The sequence below is a fragment of the Pseudoalteromonas sp. CuT4-3 genome (genome assembly GCF_035666335.1).
In the GTDB taxonomy this organism is placed as follows: domain Bacteria; phylum Pseudomonadota; class Gammaproteobacteria; order Enterobacterales; family Alteromonadaceae; genus Pseudoalteromonas; species Pseudoalteromonas atlantica.
Map to the genome: position 1 here is coordinate 46,398 of NZ_CP142031.1, position 19,457 is coordinate 65,854.

Here is a 19,457-nt window from a genome sequence, read left to right on the forward strand (position 1 = left end):
CTACTATGTTATTTAGTACAACTTTAGCTATTTTGCTAAGTTTTTAGTGCGTTTAAGAGGGCTTCGTATTACAATTGCTACTGTATATCATTACCCTTTTCTACTCTAAGCCACCTGACGGCTTATTTGCATTTTAAGTATAGGTTTTTCAAGCATTTCATGACAGAAATCACTACACACCAAGCGTCTCGTCGTCGGTTACTTATCGCTTTAGCGATAACATGTTCATTTATGGTAATTCAGGTAATTGGCGCTTATTACGCTAATTCGCTTGCTGTACTTGCCGATGCAGGGCACTTATTTGTGCATAATAGCTCGCTATTTATTGCCCTTATTGCCTCAAGCTTAGCAATTCATTTTGCTAAAACCTATAACGATGGCTATCAACGCGCTGAGCTCATTGGTGGTTTAATTAATGGTTTACTGTATTTGGCGATAAGCTCCGTTATTTTATATGAAGGTGTAGAGAGAATTTCCCATCATAACGATGGCCATGATTTAGCAATAAACAGCTTTTTAATGTCGAGTATTGCCTCTGTGGGGTTTTTATTTCATGGTGCTGCAGCGTGGGTACTTTATAAAGGCCGCAAAGCAAGCATTAATGTGTACGCTGTATTTTTACATTCGTTTTTTGACATTATATCGACCATTTCTACGTTTATAGCTGGCGTACTTATTTATTTTACGGGCTGGAGCATTATTGATATTTTATCGAGCATGCTAATTGCCTCGTTTGTGTTATTTACCGGTGGTAAAGTGATCACGAGCTGTATTAAAGGGCTGTTCTTTAATAACGCTAAGTTGCCTAAAGTGAAGGATATTGAGCAGTCAATTACCGATTTAGAGCATGTGCATAACGTACATAATGTGACGGTCTCGCGCAAAGACAGCGATATTATTGTCGGCGCTCACGTGGTGTTAAAAGAGCATTGTACAATTGAAAAGCACGATGAAGCCTGCCGCTTAAAAATAGAAAAACTTCTCGCTGCGCGTTTTAATGTTAAAAGCAGCGTACTACAAATAGAAAGCCACGAATGCCAGCATATTCATAGCTAACTTTTTATTAAAGTGTGAATATGCTCATGTGTTTCTGGGTTTTGTAATTGCTCTGCCCGCATTGGTTTTGCAAAATAATAACCTTGTAAAACATGACAACCCAACCCTTCTAAAAAGGCTTTTTGTTGCTTAGTTTCAACGCCTTCGGCTATGCAATAAAGCTCTAAGTTTTGAGCTAAAGTGTAAATGGTTTTGATGATCGACTCATCACTTTTATCAATCCCAATGCTGTTAACAAAGCTTTGATCTATTTTAATGACATCAATAGGGAACTGGCTCAAATAAGTAAGTGATGAGTAGCCGGTGCCAAAATCATCGAGTAACAGCTTAAAACCAGCCGACTTTAACTTTTGTAGTTGCTTTGCGGCTTTTTGCTTGTCTTCTAGCAGTATGTTTTCTGTTATTTCTAGGCGCAGTTGCACTGGGCTCATTTGATGCTGTTTTAATATATTGGTCAGCTTGGTTGCTATATTCGTCCTTAAGATGTGCTTTGGCGACAAGTTAAGTGAAATATAAAACAATGGGTTGCTGGCCAATGTAGGGGCTAGCTCAGTTAGCGCGCGTTCTAAAGCTTGCTCAGTTAATGCTTCTATCAGGCCTGTTTCTTCAGCAATAGGGATAAATAAAGCCGGCGAGACAAATTGGCCGTTATTTTCCCAGCGCATAAGTAACTCAACCCCATTTATTGTTAGTGCGTGCGTGTCTATTATGGGTTGGTAATGATTAAATAATAGATTATCTTTCGCGGCATCTTTTAAATCGTTTTCGAGGATGAGCTTTTGTTTTATTTGCTCGTTCATCGAGTCGTTAAAAAACTTAAACCCGTTTCGGCCAGCTTGCTTTGCATGCATCATGGCTACATCGGCGTTTCTGATCAGTAAATCGGTCGAGCTGGCATCAAATGGGTATAAAGCCACGCCAATACTGGCTGATATATTAATAGAAAAATCTTCGATAATGACCTTATTGGCAAGTTCTGAGCTGATACTTTTGACTATGTTATTAAGTGCGGCTATGTCTTCTACGTTATCAATAAGCACTAAAAATTCGTCACCGCTTTGGCGGCCAAGTGTGGCATTACTTGGCAACATAGCGCTCACTCTTTGGGTAATATTACACAGCAGTTGATCTCCCACTGCGTGACCAAATGTGTCGTTTACCGGTTTAAATTTGTCTAAATCTATAAATAGTAAAGCGCTTTGAGTGAGCTGCTGGTGAGCTTTTTTAATCGATTTACCAATTTTTTGATGCATTAAACTGCGGTTAGGCAATTGTGTTAGGGGATCGAAATTGGCTAAATAGCGCAGCTCGTCTTCTGCCTTTTTTTGCTCGGTTAAATCCGAAATAACAATTACATAGTAATTTATGCTATGTGTATCTTTAGCGATTGCAGTGGCACTTATATGTATGGGGTGGTGCGGGTTAGTTGCAGTTTTAATAACGGCATCAGTTCGCCAATTTTGTTTTGCTGTTAAGCTTTTTAATGTGTTGGCATAGCTTTTACATTGCACTTTACCTATCGCGTTAATAAACACTTTTAAGCTAAGCGGATGTTTATGAGTTTGCGAAAAGGTTTTTATAAAACTGTTATTTGCAGAAACCGGCACCAAGTTATTATCTAAAATAAGCAGCCAGTCGTTTATTTGCCCAAACGCCTCACCTAAAATGTTGGCTTGCTGCTCATTGGCACGTTGCTCAGTTATGTTGGTATATATGCCAGATACAGATACCGGTTTATTTGTTTGTTCGTCATAAATAATTTGCCCTAAATCTTGATACCACAACCAATGGCCAAGCTTATGCTTTAACCGGTAAGTTGCTTGCCAATGCTCATGCTTTTTTTGTTTGGTAAAATTTAACCAGTGCGAAATAACCCGTGGTTTGTCTTCAGGGTGAATTAAAGCTAAATAATGTTTTAGCGGGATACGGTTTGGCAAATTAATATACCCAAGCTCACTCCCCCGGTTTGTATTTACCGAATCGTCGTTGTAATGGTAATCCCAAATGCCACTTTTATTGTTACTGAGCGCAAGCTCGGTTTGTTTTTGCGAGTGTATTGTCGCTTTTTGCGCATTAGCTATGGCTAGTTGTCTGCTTCTGTATTGCCAAAACAGTAAACACAGCACAGTTATAATAATTAAAATATAAGCCGCATACGCATAAGGAGACTTCCACGGCGCGTATGCCACATTAAAATTTAACAGCGCCGGCTTTGATTCGGTCGCACTATTAAAGTTATACGCGCTGGCCTTTAATTGATAATTACCTGGTGGGAGCTTTGTAAAAAATATTTTGTTTGCTTTTAAATCATCATACTCAAGCGAAGTAGGTCCTTGAAGCGTAATTTTGTAACGTGTTTCCGCGCTATTTTGAAAATCAAAATTAGAAAAGCTAACCTCCAAACCCATATCTTCATGTGTTAATTGCAATGCAGAGGTGGCAAACTGATTTGGCTGATAGTCTAAATCGCGCGACATTAATGTAATATCGGTTATTGAGGTTGTTGTTTGCGTGCTTTGCTGTATAAACTCAGCGGGGTTAAACGAAATTGCACCATAACTGCTGCCAAACATTACAGTGTTATTTTTAAGCGTAATTGCCCCTAAAGTGCTAAATAAATTAACCGATAAACCATCTTTTACCGTAAAAACTCGCAGTCTTAACGTATCGGTATTTAAGCGGTACAAACCATTTTTACTGCTAAACCATAAATAACCATACTCATCGCAAATAAGCGAATAAATAGACTGCGTTTTTAAGGCGTTACTTACGTTAAAGTGGTGCTTTTTTTCAAAGCTCTGTGCATCAATACCCACTAGGCCTTCGCTGGTTGTTGCTAACCATAAAATGTTATTTTTATCGGTTAACCAGTTTTCTACTGTGTGGTAATTTTGGCTGTCTTTTTTACTGGTTTTATAAATAGTAGTAAGGGTGTTTGTTTGCTCGTTAAAGCGGTAAAATTGGGTAGTTGTACTTAATACAAATTCATTTGGGTAATCATCAAAAGGTCGATGAAAAGTATAGGCCTCTAAAGGGTTTACATGTTGTTTTAACTCGTTAATTTCGCGCGTTAACCCTGTTTTGCCATTGTACACATAAAAACTGTGATCATTATAAAAAGCGAATGTGTCGGGGGCTACCTCAGACAAACCATAAATAACCGCACCTTCAGACATTGCGTTATTTAAATCTTTTTTGGCAACGGCAGTGCCTGTTTCTTTGTCAAATAAAATTAAACTGTAGTACCCCGTTAGCCATAAATACCGTGAAGTGGATTCTAAATGCGCTTTATTAATTGCAAAAATAGCGTATTCACCATAAACCGCTTTAGGGTCTTGCGAGGTTAGGTAGTAGGTTGTTTTGTTTTTAGCATTTACATGAGCAAGGCCATTATCGGTGCCGTACCACATAGATAAATCATCGTCTTGGTAAATACTGTTTATATAGTTGTTTTCGGATAGGGTGATTTTGTTAAAACGCCGTGTGTTTATTGACCAAGTAAGCACGCCTTGAGTGCGCGACGCCAGCCAAAACACGCCACTTGAGTCGACCATTAAATCGTTAATAGTATTTTCGGTAATATTAAATTTACTTTGATCAAAGCTAAGAATTAACTCAGTGGTGCCCTTTTCTCGGTTAAATTCGAACAAGCCATGCTCTGTGGCAATAAATTCGCCATAGGGTGTATTGCTGTAATCCCAAATATTGTAATCAGCAATCACGCTTTTAGTGCTTTGATCTGCAGCTGCTCCTGCTGAGCTATTTAAACTTAGCGCGTACATGCCCTCAACGGTGCCTACTAATAATCCTAGCGCGGGGTCTACAGATAAAAACTTAACATTACTGTTATCGACTGTTTGTTTATCGGGAGTATGTAAATTAAGAGGGGTTAATGACTCTGTTTTTAGGTCGTAGCTAAATAAACCCGTTTGTGTGCCTATAAATAGCGTATTTTTGTAATATTTTAACGCGCGCACCACGCTGTTTTCATTGCCTATAGTAAACTCTAAAGTAAGTGAATTTGTTTTAGAGTTAAGTGAATACACGTTGTTTAAAATGGCAAGGTAAAAGGTATCTTGGTGCTGGGCTATCGCTTCAATTGAAGCGTAACTGGCTGTATTACCTGCAAGATTTTCCGAAAATATATTACGAGTAGTTAACGTTTTTGGGTTAACTAAATATGCACCGGCAAGCTCAGTAGAAACAATTATATTGCCTGCATGCGTTTTAAATAGTGTAGTGATGAAGTTTTCGTTAAGGGTAAATCCGCCATCAAAAGGGGTTACCGTGTAGCCGTCAAATCGATTAAGCCCTTGCGCTGTAGCTATCCAAATATAACCTAAATCGTCTTGCAAAATTTTAGTTACGTAATTTTGGGATAAACCTTCATCGGTAGATATTCTTTGTAGTTGTTGAGCATAATTTGTGGAGGCCGATACGCTAGTAATACAAAGAAAACATACAGTGGTGAAGAGAAAAAACAAAATACTCAATCGCACTAATAAACTCGCTCTAGGGCAGGGGATATACATATAAAGGTTAAATATAGCACATTTTTTAAAATGTGGATTACAACTTATAACAACTAAATTAAAGCACTAATTTAGTTGTTTATAACCATTTAAGCTACGCTTACTAATTATAATTACTTAAAAACGGGGTGTTATGGTTAGTCACAAAAATTTATCTGCAGATAACAGCGTGTTATTAGTGATAGATATTCAAGATAAGCTTTCTCCTGCTATTAGCGAATTTTCTGATTTACTAGAGTGGGCAATAAAAATTGCCAAAGTAAGCGGCCTTTTTAAAATTCCTAGCATAGTGACTGAGCAATATCCTCAAGGGCTTGGTGGTACACACAGCCTTTTAAAAAACACCCTTATAAACGCACAGACAGTTGAAAAAACACATTTTAGTGCCTGTAATGAGCCTGCATTTAATGCTGTGTTTACAAAGCTTACGCGTTCACAAATTATAGTAATAGGCACAGAGGCGCATGTATGTGTTTTACAAACCTGCTTAGATTTAATAGCACAAGGGTTTGAGGTGCATGTAGCTGCAGATGCTGTGGGCTCACGAAATACGATGCATAAATCGCTAGCTCTAGAGCAGTTACAGCAGGCAGGGGCAATAATTACAAGCGTAGAAAGTATCATTTTTCAGTGGACAAAAAACGCAGCCTTACCTGAATTTAAAGCGGTTTTATCAATTATTAAGTAAAGTTGGCAGGCTAGGCTATATTGATAATTAAATGTGGTCGTAATTATTAGCTAATACGTACAACCCCTGATTTTGTTCAAAAAAATTTTAATAATTAAAGGTATTTATGAATAGTGTAAGTCGTTTATTCACCATAATATTTATTTTTTTGTTTGTAGAGTCTATCGCCCTAGGCTTGTACTTTGGGACACTTGCACAAGCATTTATAGTCGGCCTACCTTTAAGTTTAATGCCTATATGGTTACTTAAAACTCAGCAAAATAACCCAATCACAGGCCATGTTGTGGCTGCGGCAATTATGATGTTTTCTTTTTTGCACATACAACAAGCCTTTGGGTTGATAGAAATACACTTCGAAATATTCATATTAATGGCTATGTTGATCATGTTTGTGCAATGGCAGGTGTTTATTACGGCCATTATTTTTGTGGCCGTTCATCATTTAAGCTTTTACTTTTTACAAACACAAAACACCGGTTTTTATGTATTTGACCCTGACAGACTGGCGTTTACTACGGTGCTTATACATGCCGGCTATGCAATAGTAGAAGTTTTTGTAGCAGGCTATATTGCTAAAACCCTACAACAAGAGCGCCGAGCTGGCGTGTCTTTAACCAAAGCGACCGAAGCCATTATGCAAGACCCCGAGCATATACAGCTTTCGCTTAGGGCCGATGATAAAAATAGCAATGCAGTAGCGGGCTTTAATTCTTTATTGGGTTATTTATCAGATGTAATTAGGCAAGTGCAAACGCAGTCTCTTTCACTGCAGCAAAATTCGCAGCAATTAATAAACGTACACGATGAGCTAGCAAGCGGGGCAGAGCAAAGAAAGCAACAAACTAATGATATAGCTGACTCTGGTGCTCAAGTTGCACAGGGCTTTAGCTTAGTTGAGCATGAAAGCGAAGTGTTAAAGCAGCAAGTAGATAACATTACTCAAGCTGCAAATAGCGCCTTAAATGACGTTATGCAAACAGACACTAAAAGCACGGAGCTACTTAATTTACTTAATCATACAGAAGAGCAAATAAATCATTTGGTGGCCGCTGGCGATGTAATATCAGGGTTGTTGAATGAAATATCAGGCATTGCAGAGCAAACTAACTTACTTGCGCTTAACGCAGCCATTGAAGCCGCAAGAGCGGGTGAGCATGGCCGCGGGTTTGCAGTTGTAGCCGATGAAGTCAGAACGCTTGCTACAAGCAGTAAAGCCACTACAGATAAAATTGCTTTAACATTAAAAGATTTAGTTACAAACAGTAAAACGTCAACCCAATCTATGAGCCAGTGTGTCGATTTTGTTGTTGATTTAACGCATATCAGCACCACCATGAAAGAAAACATAAGCGCCATGAGTGAGCAAATAAAAGCCGTTAGTCAAAGTACTCACTCTGTAGCGCAAGTTGTTGCTGAACAAGCTGTAAACACAAAACAAATAGCTTCTAGCACAGAACAAATGCAGCAAAGCCAATATCAAGATACCAAAGTGGTAGAAAAACTAACCGCTAAAGTACAAATGATCGATGTAAGTATTGCGGTATTAGAGCAAAGCATTGCTAAATTTAAGTAATTTATCCATTAAAATGAGTGCAGTGATTGCTCTGTGGTTAGTATTGACGGTTTCTGGTTTAGTTTATTATCAATATAATCAGTTGCGCGTTTTTGACAGCTATGGCGTGCTTGAACAGCCAGGATGGTTTACTAAATTTAAACAACACATAGGCTTTACAGCAGCAAAGCATAATTCGTTGATTATCGTTACTGACCCTGACTGTGGCTGCACCAAGCAAGCCCAGCCTCATTTAAAACAGTTGGCTGCGTTTTCTAAAGCGCAAAATATTACGCTTATCAATATTGAGCAAACAGCCCCTTTACAAATACTGCTCCCTGCTACACCAGCTGCCGTGGTGATTAACGATAAAGGTGACTTTGTTTATGCCGGCCCACTTTCTCAAGGGCTTGGCTGCGCGCAGGGCAGTGGTTTTGTTGAAACGGTTATAAATAATCTTGTAGCTGGATTTAACAGCGAACTGTTACTTAATAAAACCAGTGGTTGTTACTGCACTGCTTAATATTAGTGAATAATGAATCGCTTCCTAGATTTTCAATTTCAAAAACGTATTTCATTATTGACTCAAGGTAATGCTTAATGACAAACAAATTTAATAAAGTATACAGTGTGAGTGTCGAGCCTGATGAGTTTCTCTCACTTAATGAAACGAGGTTCATACAAACAATTCAATTGACCGTGGGCCAGTTGTTAATGTTCGACGGTATGAGCATGAGAGACAATTGGAGAGAGTTGGGCGTTGATTGGTTGATAGAGGCTCACCAAAACTTACAAATACCTGATATAGCCGGTTTGGGTGTTTCAACAATTGTAGTATCCCCTAAATATTCGCCGCTATTCTTAAACGATTTTAGCAACAATGTTGAGCTGCTTGAATGCAATTTAAAAGGTGAGAAGTGGTTTGCATTTAATGTTGTAGGCTTTGACAAAGCCCTCAGTGAAGAGCACTCCATCCGAAATATCAAAAATGGTAAACCGAGTAGAATTAGAAAATTCAAAAAAATGGTATTCGAAAAGAGTGCGATTGAAAACCCTGAATTATTTAGAGTACGAGAAGCTGGGCTTCGATACTTTACTACAGATGCTAAAAATAGTTTATATAGCATCGTTCAAGAACATGGGATAAAAGGGTTGTACTTTCATGAAATAAAAACAGTATAGAGAAGTGCAGGATGGATACACTATTAAATTGTTAAGTGAACAGAATATTTGAGCATTTAAACCTTTTATTCATTTTGATCGTCTAAGTAATGATTTTAATTAACCAATCAGGAAAATAATGAAATATTTAACCGGTATTTTACTGTCAGCTCTCTTGTTTGTAACAAATGCTATGGCAGAGCCAACTAAAAAAGTACTAATCATAGCATCGAACAAGGTAGATATGGGCGATCCGGAAAAGCATGAAGCTAGAAATAATTTATGGGAGTTTGCTCCTCCATACCATGTTTTTGTTAGTCATGGTTTTGAAGTCGACTTCGTATCACCAAAAGGTGGAAACGTTGAGTTTATGATGGATCCTTTGGGTATAAGTAGTTATACCATCAAATATGAAGGCTTCTTAGAAAAGGCTAACAACTCATTTTCGCCTACTCAAATAGATCCTAATGACTATTGGGGGGTATTTATTGGCGGTGGCTATGGAGTAATGTTTGATGTGGCAAATAACAAGGCTATTCATTCCATTATAAGCCGCATATATGAGTCTCGCGGTATTATTGGTGTTGGTGGCCACGGCTCTGCAGGTATAGCTAACGTTACTTTATCTAATGGGCAGTTTTTGGTTAAAGGAAAAAAAGTAGCTGGCTTTCCTAACTCCACTGAAACCTCTAAATCGTGGGCGAAGCAAGGAACTCTCTTACCATTTCTTATTGAAAATCAACTTAATAAAAATGGCGCTATAGCTCAAAATAAGCAAACATTAAAAGATAAAAATGCGGTTATAACAGATCAACGGATTATATCCACAATGTTTCTACCTTCAGCTGCTATCGTTGCAAAAGAAATGATAATGTTAAACAAGTTTAAAGGCACTTCGACAAACTTCGGCACAGAGCGATAACCAGACACTGAAAAAATTAAATTTATTCCTATTTCTTTGAGTAGGAGCCTAATATTGGCCGATAACATTATTAAACGCTGTTATGTCGCAAAACAACATGCTTAATTTCACCAATAATTACCTGTTTACAAAGGTAATTATTGGTGAAATTATCGGAGTATGTAATGTACTCAGTTTTGTGTGTGATAAACCGTTATAATGGGACTGAATATGATGTTATGCGAATAGTCAGAGGTTCATTTGAATAGTCGAGTTTGGGATGAAATCAATGCGATTAGGTTTGATGCATTTTCAAAAATTCATTATAAAAATAAGCAAGAGAAATATGCCGCACTATTGATGACTAGGGTGTCTGAGCTATGCCAAGATTCTCATTTATTATTAAAAGAAAATCGGATTGCTTCTGCTCCAATTATTCTCCGCAGTGCTTTAGAGTCATATGTAGATCTCATGTGTGTGATTAGGGATATTGACTATATAGATGAAATTAATAAATCTTTTGATTTTTATAAGAAAAAAGTTAAAGGTGAACAAGTAAACCTTAGAGAGCTATTATCTATCAAAAAGAAATTTGAACTTGCTGATGAGCTTGGTATTTATAATGGGTTTTATGCCCATTTGTGTCGTAATTCACATGGGAATGTGGAAATGCTAGTTAACTACCATGCTGTTGGTGAAAATATTTCAATTGGGCACACACCAGACCTTAACGAGGTTAAAACACTCGAAAACCAAGCAATTGCATTGACAGCATCAGCATTAATTTCAGGCCTCAAACTTTTAGGTAAATTTGATAGTCAAATTAATCTACTTGAGCGTATTCAAAAACGTGCTGGTAGTGGTAAATATGTGTAACAAAGCATCAAACGAAAACGCTTTATGCAACTATAATTTTCCGCTGATAGTGACGCTACCACTGACCGCTTATGGCACAGAGCCGTCCTTCGGCTCTAACTTATTTTTGTCCAAAAACGAGTTTGTATGGACGTCTGCTTCTCGCTCATAGCAGTCTGCCTAATGAAGTCTAAACTTATTCACTTAAACTGTAAGAACTGATATGAGCTAGTACAGCTGATATTTGTTAACACCAAGCGACTTTGTCGTATCTTAATTACCAAGCGATTCTGTCGTAATCGCTAATTACCAAGGGAATTTGTCGGTCACTTTTTTACGTGTCTGTTAGTGTTTTGTTTTTGGAATACTAATAAGGCATGTTGAGGATGATTGTGATGGATTCAAAAGCTCAACTCACTGTTGATATTATTGCTAAAGTAGCAGAAAACAGAATAACAATTGGCAATGCAGCAAAGTTACTTAACAAGTCACGACGTACAATTGAACGCTACGTCAAACAATATCAGCAAGTCGGTATTCAATTTGCTATTCATGGTAATCGTGGCAAAGCCCCGCCAAATAAAACACCAGTATCAATTAAAAAAGCCGTGCAAACTCTGATTAAAGAAAAGTATTTCGACTTGAATCTGCTTCACTTAGCTGAGCAGTTAGCAATCAATGAAAACATCGTAGTTAAGCGCGAGACCCTACGAAGTTGGGCGCATGATATCCACCATGTTAAACGCGCTAAACGAAGACGTAGTAATGTTCGCAAACGCAGAGAACGCATGGAAGCTCCGGGGTTAATGATGCAAATGGATGGTAGCCCTCATCGTTGGTTTGGTGATAAAAAGCACTGTTTAGTTATCATGATTGACGATGCTACTAGTGAAGTATACGCCGAGTTCTTTCCTTCAGAAACGACCGTAGGTTGCTTAAAGGTAATGCGAGACTGTATTGAAACCCAAGGTGTGTTTAAAACGCTTTATGTAGACAGAGCTGGTATATTCGGCGGGCCAAAGCGTTGCAACTTCTCACAAATGCAGCGTGCATGTGAAGAATTGGGTATTGAGATTATCTTCGCCAATTCGCCTCAAGGTAAAGGCCGTGTTGAACGTGCCTTTGATACATTTCAAGACCGCCTTGTACCTGAGCTAAGGCTTAACAATATTAAAGATATAGCCAGTGCTAATGCATACCTGAAACATGTATTCATCCCACAATTCTGGCAGTCTAGAATTCAAGTGAAATCAAAGCAAGCGCCTGAATTTACACCATTATCGAAACACACCAACCTTGATGATATCTGCGTCATTAAAGACCATCGTAAGATCCGCAATGACCACACCTTCAGCTACGGTAACAAGTTCTATTTGATTGATTCACCGCTAAAACATTCCATAGCTAATCAGAAAATTGAGATCCGAAACACCAGCAAGAAAGGCTTCACCGCACACTTCGCAGGGCGGCAACTCAAGGTATCTGAAGTAAATGAGCCAAGTAAGCTTGAATCAGAAGACTTAGCAGTACAAAAGAAACTAGAGGTGTTGGCATTAATCGAAAAGCTTGGAAGTATCAGTGCAGCTTCACGACAAAGTGGCGTCTCACGAGACACTATTCACCGACACTTAAGACTGGTTAAGCAAGGCGGTCCTGATGCCTTAAAACGCCAAGAAACTCCCGATATAAGACATAAAAACTGTGTAGATAAAGCCATCGAAGATGCAGTCGTAAAATTCTCCGTTGAGCATCCCCACCTTGGTCAACAGAAAGTGGCCATCAAGCTGACTGAAGCCCTCGGTATTGATATTAGCGCAGGCGGTGTGCGTAGCATGTGGTTAAGAAACAATTTGAATACCACTGCACTGAGAGTTGCAAGGTCGCAAGCGTTGTAAAAATAGGCATAAATCATAGCCAGTTTAACAACTGGCTGATATGCTATTTACGACAAAGTCGCTCGGTAATTAGACCGACACAATCCCTTGGTAATCACACTAGTACAGCTGATATGCTATTTACGACAAAGTCGCTCGGTAATTAGAGCGACATAATCCCTTGGTAATCACACTAGTACATCATCATGTTTTTAAATTAAAGCTGTTGTTTACTTAACAAACATCCAAATACCGGCAGCGATCATAAACAGGTTTTCTGTTAGGGAGATAAACCCTAGTGGTACGTTACTGTCACCGCCTACACACGCACATTTTAACTCTCGTTTATCTATATAGACTGCTTTTATCACTGAAACAGCACCAACCCCACCTATGAACAATGAAATAGGGGCAATAATATAGGCTGGTAATCCGGCTATCATTCCAATGCCAACAAATGCTTCTAAAAATGGGTAAACATAGGCGTACCTGACTACTTTCATAGCGACTAAGTCATAGGTTATAAATGAATTAGTAAAGCTAAATAAGTCTTGAAGCTTTTGTATTGCTAACACTGCCATTGTTAGGGCTACAAACAGTTCAGCGGTTTGCATTGATAATAAGCTATTATTCGCTGCAAAACTAAATGCCACACTAAGCAAAAAACTAACAGAAAAAATCGCAATCACGGGCGTGTAAGTTGTACCTTCTTGCCCAGCTTTTGGCTTATCAAAGTAATCGAGTAAGTCGTCATAGCCACCTATACGTTTATTATCAATAAATGTTTGAGGTGTAGTTTCTACACTGTGTTGTTTTTTAAATTCATCTGTTTGCTCTCGAGAAGTTAATAGCTGATCATCAACTGTATATCCCTCTCGCTCTAGTAGGTCTTTTGATTTTAAACCAAACGGACAAATATGCTCATCTGTGGCCATTCTAAAAAGTTGGGCTGATTTACTCATGTTTAGCTCCCTTTTATGTATTGGTATAAAATTTTACTTAGCATTAAAATCCGGTACGGTCCTAGATTGTGCTTGCTCCTGAGTTTCTGCTAGGCCATTTTTCTCTATATCCTTTAGTAACCACTGCATTTCTTTAATCTCACGACGCTGTGCCTCAATAATATTTGTTGCAAGCTCTTGGACTCGCTTATCTTTGATTTTTGCCCTTTCACTGGTGAGTATTGCAATTGAATGATGTGGGATCATCGCCGACATCCATGAGCTATCATCAACAGTCGCTTGTGATCGAACTAAAAATAAACTTCCCGCAAATACGGTAACACTAGCAATGAGTACTGTTATATTTTTCTTTTTATCTTTATACATATTGAGCATGAAAAGTAGCATTATCACTGCCATCATGGCTCCCATATAAAGCGCCATATAAGTGCGAGTTTCACTAAAAAAAACATGACTTAGCTGATAAGTATTCAAATACATCAGTACAAACATGACTAATGTTGATGTGGCTATCATTAAGAAAAACTTTAAATACTGCGACATTAGATGGCTCCTTTCTATCATTTACTTTGTATATCATTTATACCAATGGGTAATTCTTACAGGTTATTAGGCGTAAACCCACTATATATTTAATCATTGAATCAATGTTTAATATTACATCAAGAGTTGTGCCATAAGTGTTAAAACTGCTCAGCGTATTTGCTAATATGCTTATAAGTATTTTGCTGTAAATCGTGCGTAAGCATTTCAATATTATATTTATAAAAGCGATCGCCCATTTCCATACCTGGCGTACCAGCAGGCATAGCGGGAACAGAGAGCCCTATCGTCTTTTCAGGATGTTGTTCAGCTAAAAACTGTTTTATATGTTTGGCGGGAACATGACCTTCAAATACAAATCCATCGGCTGAAACGGCTGTATGGCATGACCGCATATTTGATTTTATTTGATACTGAGATTTAATCGTCCCCATGTCATTGACGTTAATTGCTTTTGTTTGAATATTGTTTTCGCTCAAATGAGCAATCCACTTATTACAACATCCACAATTTTTACTTTTATAAACGGTAAGCTCAATTTTAGGTTTTTCTGAATTCTCATAAGTTATTAATGCTTTATGTTGTTTTTCGATACTTATCGCCGAAAATGACATAGTTAATGATAAAAATAACGCTGAGGTAATGTAGATTACTCGCATTGTTAACTCCTTAATTTGACCAATGAATATGAGTGATTTTCCAACCTGTATCGGTGTTTTTTAATGTGATTGATTCCATTCCCATAGACTTAATATCTTTTCCTTTGTACTTTCCTTGAGTTTTACTTCTTGAAATTGAGTAAGCTATGTCTCCATTTGTGTAAACTTGATGCTCTAGTAGTTCACTATTAACAGCACTTAAGAATTTCATATCCGCTATCATATGATGTTTCGCGTATTCATCTGCAGAACGCTCAACACTTCCGCCTTCAAAAATGATGACATCGTCGGCCAGTAATTTACGTGCAGCTTCGCGATTACCTTGTTTTAGAGATGCATGAAATAGGCTGACTGTTTTTGCAGCCTCGCTATCAACATTGACAAAGGCCTTGCCTTTTTTTGAATATTTTTCATCGTCATGTGCACTAACAGTAAAAGAACTAACAGTGCTAAAAATTAGTAGCAATAAAATTTTTAAATTAAAGGATTTAATTAACATACGTTTCCCTTTTTATTAATCGTTAAATAGGCGGACCAACAAGTGTGGTAAATACACTTGTTGTAATAAGTACAAACAGGGCAATTACTATTTCAACAGTAATCGAGCGTTTTAATATACTTATATGGTGTTGTTGAGTGATTTGCGGGACTAAAAAAAGCTTATGCCATGCACCTAGGAGCAGCATCGCGCTGACGAGTAACAGCTTTAATAAAATTAGTTGCCCATAATCTGATGTAAACAATGCAGAAAATGACTCTAGGTACTGCAGGAGCAGAGTTAAGCCCGAAATAAGTAGTACAAATACAATAACAATAGCGAGTTGACCAAAGTAATGCATTAACCGCTTTACTTCACTGGTAGGTAGTAAAGTGCAGCTTTTGTAAAGCGGCCACAATGACCCTAACCAGCTCGCAATGGCAATAAGGTGAAAGGTTAAAATACTTTTCACTAACCCATTTTCGTTTGCACTGTGCCCAGTAAAAGTGAAGCTATAAGCGATAAACCCAAGCATGATTAGTATAACGGCACCGTTTTTATAACCTGCTACGTTATCATCTGATTCCACATTCCACATACATGCGCTAATTAGAGCAATAATAAGCGCTGGTATTCTAAACCTTGCTTGGTCACCTATGACTGATTGCCAAACAATTTCAAGCATAAAGGGGTCAAACATTCCCATAAAGCCTGATTCAGCCATTGCTCCAGCTTCTATAGGTACTTGTAAAAGTGCAGCAATACTACCTGTAACTACACACGTAATTTGCCAACGTTTTAAGAACTGATGAAAGCTAATTAAGTGATGCCCTGCAACATTGCTGTTGCCACACATAAAGCGCATTAATAAAGTGCCCGCAAGCCCTACAATTGCTATATAGCTTGCTAGTTTTAATAATAGTAAGAGCACTGACCATTCACTTAATTGCATGATGTTGCTACTTAATGATTATGTTTGCTGTGGGTATTAGATTGTTCTTGCATCATCTTATGCGATTCATTTTTATGTACCATAAATCTAAACGTGCCAGTCATTTTATGTCCATCACCACCCAGTGCTGTCCATTTAACCGTGTAAGTGCCTTGGGCTAGGCTCGGTATTGACCAATTAAAGTCTGTGCTTGGGGTGGCGCTGGGTTTGAAATCAAAGTTTATTGTTTTATTTTTTTCATCTTTGATGATGACTTTTGCTAGCCTTACTTCACCACTAAAAATTAACGAAAGTTCCTCTGGTCCTTGCATTAACATGGCTTCTTGTGCAGGTATTGATTGCTTGAGTGATATATGCGCTGATGCGGAAAATGTAAGCACTAAACCTAAAATGGCTACTGCAGAGTTAAAAAACTTCATAATTACCTCTTATTTAAAATGATTAAAACCAAAATTTAATACCCGCAACAAATGCGGTGTTGTTGCTACTTTGTCCACTTGATGTGGCATAGTCGGCGGTATTGCCAAATTTATTGCTCCATTCAACGCCAATATAGGGCGCAAACTGGCGTGTAAATTCATAACGAACCCTAAAGCCAATCGCGCTGCTTGATAGGCCACTTCCAAGCTCGTTTTGTTTATCGTTTTTGCCATAAAGTGTAATTTCGGCTCGCGGTTGTATAATTAGCTTTTGCGTGAGTAGTAGTTCGTACTCTGCCTCTAACGTAAATGCGGTATTGCCTCGCTCACCTACGTATGCTGTCATATCAAGTTCAAACCAATAAGGGGCTAAACCTTGTAAGCCAAAAGCCAACCATTGCCGATTTTCACCTTCTTTATTGTAATCAAGACGAACACCTGCTTGAGTATCCCAATATGCTGATACGGCGTGACCCCATAAAATATCGGTTTGGTTTTCTTCAATACTTCCTTCGCTGAAATCACCCTCGGTTTTAATTACCAATCGATCAAAGGTAGTGCCGTACCATGCTTGTAAGTCAAATACACCTGCGTTTGCTTGCTCGTTATATTCAAGACGATCGCCTAGTAATGCGTAAAATGGATGCTCATCAGCGAGTGTTAATCGCTCATTGCCCTCAAGCGCATATGGGCCTTCTGTTAAAGTTGTTCCCGCAGAGTAAGCATGGGGGTCTCTTGCATCTTTAGGTGCACTTCCTCCTTGTGGTTGCATCTTAGCGCTATTCATTTGTGCCATTTCACTTTGCGCTAATAAAGGGAAACTAATTAATGAAGCCCCAGTTAACATTAATAAACTAAATGATTTAGATAGTTTTAATTGTTTCATGATACGACTACCTCTCTAAACATGCCGGCATCCATATGGAATAATAAATGGCAATGCCAAGCCCAGCGCCCTACATCGTGAGGGGTGGTTAAAAAGCTGATTCTTTGTGCGGGTTGAACAGGTATTGTATGACGTCGCACTTGCACATCACCTTGCTCGTTTTCTAAATCACTCCACATACCATGCAGATGCATAGGGTGCGTCATCATGGTATCGTTTTGTAAAATAACTCTTAAACGTTGGTTATGCTTCATATGCACTGGCGTGCTTTTACCAAATTCTAAGCCATCAAATGACCAGCTATAACGTTCCATATTTCCGGTTAAATGCAACTCAATTTCAGCTTCTGGCTCTTGCTGGTTAGTGACCCCTTCAAGTGAGTGTAAATCTGCAAGTGTTAAAACACGGCGACCATTTTTACGTAAACCAATACCAGGATCATCAAGATTTGTTCTAGGCATATCAACGCGCATATCAACTGAAGCTCCATACTCCGTTTTGGCATGACGCACTTTAGGGCTGGCAACTGCCAATGGGTTTTCAGACATACCATGTTTGCTATGATCCATCGCCATTGCACCGTGCTCCATAGCGCTATGATCCATTTCTTTAGAGTTCATACCTGACATGCCAGCCATACCTGCCATACCTGCCATTGCAGAATGCTCACCGCCGTGGGTCATATTGCCCATCATATCGGTCATCGTTAACCATTCAACAGGGTCAAGTGCAGGTACTGGCGCATCAATATTAGGCGAGCTTGATAAAGTTCCTTTTGCGTAACCAGAGCGATCCATACTTTGAGCAAAAATCGTATAGGCATCATTTTTAGGCTCAACAATTACGTCGTAGGTCTCACCAGGGCCGAATCTAAATTCATCAACTGTCACTGGTTCAACGTTTTGCCCATCAGCTTGTACAACTGTTAGTTTTAGTTCTGGAATACGAACGTCAAAAAAAGTATTGCTTGAGCCATTAATAAACCTAAGTCTTACTTTTTCTCCAACTTTAAACATTCCTCGCCAATTTGACATTGGCGTACTACCGTTCATTAAAAAGGTCATTGCTGATGCAGATAAGTCAGCTAAATCTGTAGGATTCATTCTCATTTGATTCCACATTTTGCGGCGTTGCAAAGCATTCGAAACACCGCTATTTGAAACGTCATCAAAAAATTCTGGAACAGTGGGCTGATTGAAGTTAAATACATCACTCTGTATTTTTAATTTGCGGAACAGCGCCATTGGGTCATCATCAGTCCAATCAGATAATTGAATAACATGCTCGTTATCTGCACTAATAATATCTTTTTCTCGCGGTTCAATAATTAATGCACCGTACATGCCAGTCATTTCTTGAAAGCCACTATGTGAGTGATACCAATATGTACCGCTTTGTTGTAATTTAAATTTATAAACAAAGGTTTCGCCAGGCATAATGCCTTTAAAACTGATACCAGGTACGCCATCCATTTGATACGGTAAAATAATGCCATGCCAATGAATTGAACTCGGTACTGATAACTTATTTGTTACTCTAATAGTAACGTCATCGCCTTCTTTGAGGCGCAAGGTAGGGGCGGGTATAGAGCCATTGATAGTTGTCGCCATACGTACTACGCCAGTAAAGTTAACCGGCGATTCATCTATAACCAGTTCAATTACTTTGCCGCTAAGTTCGGGCACAGTGCCTGTTATTGTTCCTGCTACTAAAGATGATGCAGCATGTAATACACTCGGAAAAGCAGCAAGTACACCTCCTGCAATTAAGCCTTGAACAAATCGTCTTCGTGGTGTGCTAACCTGTTGTGATGACTTTTTAAACCCCATTTCCTTACTCCTTCATACCAGAATATGTATTGAGTATAGAAAATAGACCTGTCTTAAACATGACGCGAACATTACAAAGTTGTAATGTTGGTGTCATGTTGCTGTAGTGA

General features: G+C 38.5%; 17 protein-coding genes. 8 read left to right on the top strand and 9 right to left on the bottom strand.

Features of this window, described 5'->3' with window-relative positions; genetic code table 11:
- Positions 1-159: 159 nt before the first annotated feature.
- Positions 160-1,056: a cation diffusion facilitator family transporter gene (locus VOI46_RS17140; RefSeq protein ID WP_029774437.1), complete on the top strand. Its 897-nt coding sequence runs from the start codon at positions 160-162 to the stop codon at positions 1,054-1,056.
- Here VOI46_RS17140 and VOI46_RS17145 read toward each other — a convergent pair.
- A complete protein-coding gene (locus VOI46_RS17145) occupies positions 1,053-5,588 on the bottom strand; it encodes an EAL domain-containing protein (RefSeq protein ID WP_083901801.1) in 4,536 nt (1,511 codons plus the stop codon). The genes VOI46_RS17140 and VOI46_RS17145 overlap by 4 nt on opposite strands.
- A gap of 133 nt (positions 5,589-5,721) precedes the next feature.
- Here VOI46_RS17145 and VOI46_RS17150 point away from each other — a divergent pair, with 133 nt between their 5' ends.
- The 7 genes from VOI46_RS17150 (at position 5,722) to VOI46_RS17180 (ending at position 12,640) form a co-directional block, all read left to right on the top strand.
- Positions 5,722-6,276, top strand: a complete 555-nt coding sequence (locus VOI46_RS17150) for a hydrolase (protein ID WP_004587104.1) — start codon at positions 5,722-5,724, stop codon at positions 6,274-6,276.
- Between the two features lie 106 nt (positions 6,277-6,382).
- Positions 6,383-7,849, top strand: coding sequence for a methyl-accepting chemotaxis protein (locus VOI46_RS17155; protein WP_282338085.1), 1,467 nt, complete (start codon positions 6,383-6,385; stop codon positions 7,847-7,849).
- A 13-nt stretch (positions 7,850-7,862) separates the two neighbouring features.
- Positions 7,863-8,351: a DUF6436 domain-containing protein gene (locus tag VOI46_RS17160; RefSeq protein ID WP_051063406.1), complete on the top strand. Its 489-nt coding sequence runs from the start codon at positions 7,863-7,865 to the stop codon at positions 8,349-8,351.
- Positions 8,352-8,428: 77 nt separating this feature from the next.
- Positions 8,429-9,010 carry a hypothetical protein gene (locus tag VOI46_RS17165; RefSeq protein WP_004587102.1) on the top strand — a complete coding sequence of 194 codons (582 nt, stop codon included), beginning with the start codon at positions 8,429-8,431 and terminating at the stop codon, positions 9,008-9,010.
- Between the two features lie 118 nt (positions 9,011-9,128).
- Positions 9,129-9,911, top strand: a complete 783-nt coding sequence (locus VOI46_RS17170; protein WP_004587101.1) for a type 1 glutamine amidotransferase domain-containing protein — start codon at positions 9,129-9,131, stop codon at positions 9,909-9,911.
- A gap of 240 nt (positions 9,912-10,151) precedes the next feature.
- On the top strand, positions 10,152-10,766 hold the full coding sequence (locus tag VOI46_RS17175) for a DUF5677 domain-containing protein (RefSeq protein ID WP_232424015.1): 615 nt from the start codon (positions 10,152-10,154) through the stop codon (positions 10,764-10,766).
- Positions 10,767-11,131: 365 nt separating this feature from the next.
- A complete protein-coding gene (locus tag VOI46_RS17180; RefSeq protein ID WP_324738101.1) occupies positions 11,132-12,640 on the top strand; it encodes an ISNCY family transposase in 1,509 nt (502 codons plus the stop codon).
- A 209-nt stretch (positions 12,641-12,849) separates the two neighbouring features.
- Here VOI46_RS17180 and VOI46_RS17185 read toward each other — a convergent pair whose 3' ends face one another.
- From VOI46_RS17185 to VOI46_RS17220, 8 genes are all read right to left on the bottom strand, one after another.
- Positions 12,850-13,581 carry a glutaredoxin gene (locus VOI46_RS17185; protein WP_024032682.1) on the bottom strand — a complete coding sequence of 244 codons (732 nt, stop codon included), beginning with the start codon at positions 13,579-13,581 and terminating at the stop codon, positions 12,850-12,852.
- A gap of 33 nt (positions 13,582-13,614) precedes the next feature.
- A complete protein-coding gene (locus VOI46_RS17190; RefSeq protein ID WP_024032683.1) occupies positions 13,615-14,124 on the bottom strand; it encodes a DUF305 domain-containing protein in 510 nt (169 codons plus the stop codon).
- A gap of 140 nt (positions 14,125-14,264) precedes the next feature.
- A complete protein-coding gene (locus tag VOI46_RS17195; RefSeq protein WP_024032684.1) occupies positions 14,265-14,783 on the bottom strand; it encodes a DUF411 domain-containing protein in 519 nt (172 codons plus the stop codon).
- Between the two features lie 10 nt (positions 14,784-14,793).
- A complete protein-coding gene (locus tag VOI46_RS17200; protein WP_008109928.1) occupies positions 14,794-15,282 on the bottom strand; it encodes a nuclear transport factor 2 family protein in 489 nt (162 codons plus the stop codon).
- Between the two features lie 22 nt (positions 15,283-15,304).
- A complete protein-coding gene (locus VOI46_RS17205) occupies positions 15,305-16,213 on the bottom strand; it encodes a CopD family protein (protein ID WP_024032685.1) in 909 nt (302 codons plus the stop codon).
- An 11-nt stretch (positions 16,214-16,224) separates the two neighbouring features.
- Complete coding sequence (locus VOI46_RS17210) at positions 16,225-16,632, bottom strand: copper resistance CopC family protein (RefSeq protein WP_324738303.1); 408 nt, start codon at positions 16,630-16,632, stop codon at positions 16,225-16,227.
- Between the two features lie 22 nt (positions 16,633-16,654).
- Positions 16,655-17,518 (bottom strand): copper resistance protein B, encoded by an 864-nt coding sequence (locus VOI46_RS17215; RefSeq protein ID WP_055011431.1) that lies wholly within the window; start codon positions 17,516-17,518, stop codon positions 16,655-16,657.
- Entirely contained in the window at positions 17,515-19,347 is a 1,833-nt protein-coding gene (locus VOI46_RS17220; RefSeq protein WP_324738304.1) for a copper resistance system multicopper oxidase, read from the bottom strand. Before VOI46_RS17220 ends, VOI46_RS17215 begins: the two co-directional genes overlap by 4 nt.
- Between the last annotated feature and the right edge of the window lie 110 nt (positions 19,348-19,457).

What these genes read in the sequence shown, in the direction of transcription:
- VOI46_RS17140 (WP_029774437.1), top strand. Translation starts at nt 160, where the DNA reads ATGACAGAAATCACTACACACCAAGCGTCTCGTCGTCGGTTACTTATC.
- VOI46_RS17145 (WP_083901801.1), bottom strand. Translation starts at nt 5,588, where the DNA reads ATGTATATCCCCTGCCCTAGAGCGAGTTTATTAGTGCGATTGAGTATT.
- VOI46_RS17150 (WP_004587104.1), top strand. Translation starts at nt 5,722, where the DNA reads ATGGTTAGTCACAAAAATTTATCTGCAGATAACAGCGTGTTATTAGTG.
- VOI46_RS17155 (WP_282338085.1), top strand. Translation starts at nt 6,383, where the DNA reads ATGAATAGTGTAAGTCGTTTATTCACCATAATATTTATTTTTTTGTTT.
- VOI46_RS17160 (WP_051063406.1), top strand. Translation starts at nt 7,863, where the DNA reads ATGAGTGCAGTGATTGCTCTGTGGTTAGTATTGACGGTTTCTGGTTTA.
- VOI46_RS17165 (WP_004587102.1), top strand. Translation starts at nt 8,429, where the DNA reads ATGACAAACAAATTTAATAAAGTATACAGTGTGAGTGTCGAGCCTGAT.
- VOI46_RS17170 (WP_004587101.1), top strand. Translation starts at nt 9,129, where the DNA reads ATGAAATATTTAACCGGTATTTTACTGTCAGCTCTCTTGTTTGTAACA.
- VOI46_RS17180 (WP_324738101.1), top strand. Translation starts at nt 11,132, where the DNA reads ATGATTGTGATGGATTCAAAAGCTCAACTCACTGTTGATATTATTGCT.
- VOI46_RS17185 (WP_024032682.1), bottom strand. Translation starts at nt 13,581, where the DNA reads ATGAGTAAATCAGCCCAACTTTTTAGAATGGCCACAGATGAGCATATT.
- VOI46_RS17190 (WP_024032683.1), bottom strand. Translation starts at nt 14,124, where the DNA reads ATGTCGCAGTATTTAAAGTTTTTCTTAATGATAGCCACATCAACATTA.
- VOI46_RS17195 (WP_024032684.1), bottom strand. Translation starts at nt 14,783, where the DNA reads ATGCGAGTAATCTACATTACCTCAGCGTTATTTTTATCATTAACTATG.
- VOI46_RS17200 (WP_008109928.1), bottom strand. Translation starts at nt 15,282, where the DNA reads ATGTTAATTAAATCCTTTAATTTAAAAATTTTATTGCTACTAATTTTT.
- VOI46_RS17205 (WP_024032685.1), bottom strand. Translation starts at nt 16,213, where the DNA reads ATGCAATTAAGTGAATGGTCAGTGCTCTTACTATTATTAAAACTAGCA.
- VOI46_RS17210 (WP_324738303.1), bottom strand. Translation starts at nt 16,632, where the DNA reads ATGAAGTTTTTTAACTCTGCAGTAGCCATTTTAGGTTTAGTGCTTACA.
- VOI46_RS17215 (WP_055011431.1), bottom strand. Translation starts at nt 17,518, where the DNA reads ATGAAACAATTAAAACTATCTAAATCATTTAGTTTATTAATGTTAACT.
- VOI46_RS17220 (WP_324738304.1), bottom strand. Translation starts at nt 19,347, where the DNA reads ATGGGGTTTAAAAAGTCATCACAACAGGTTAGCACACCACGAAGACGA.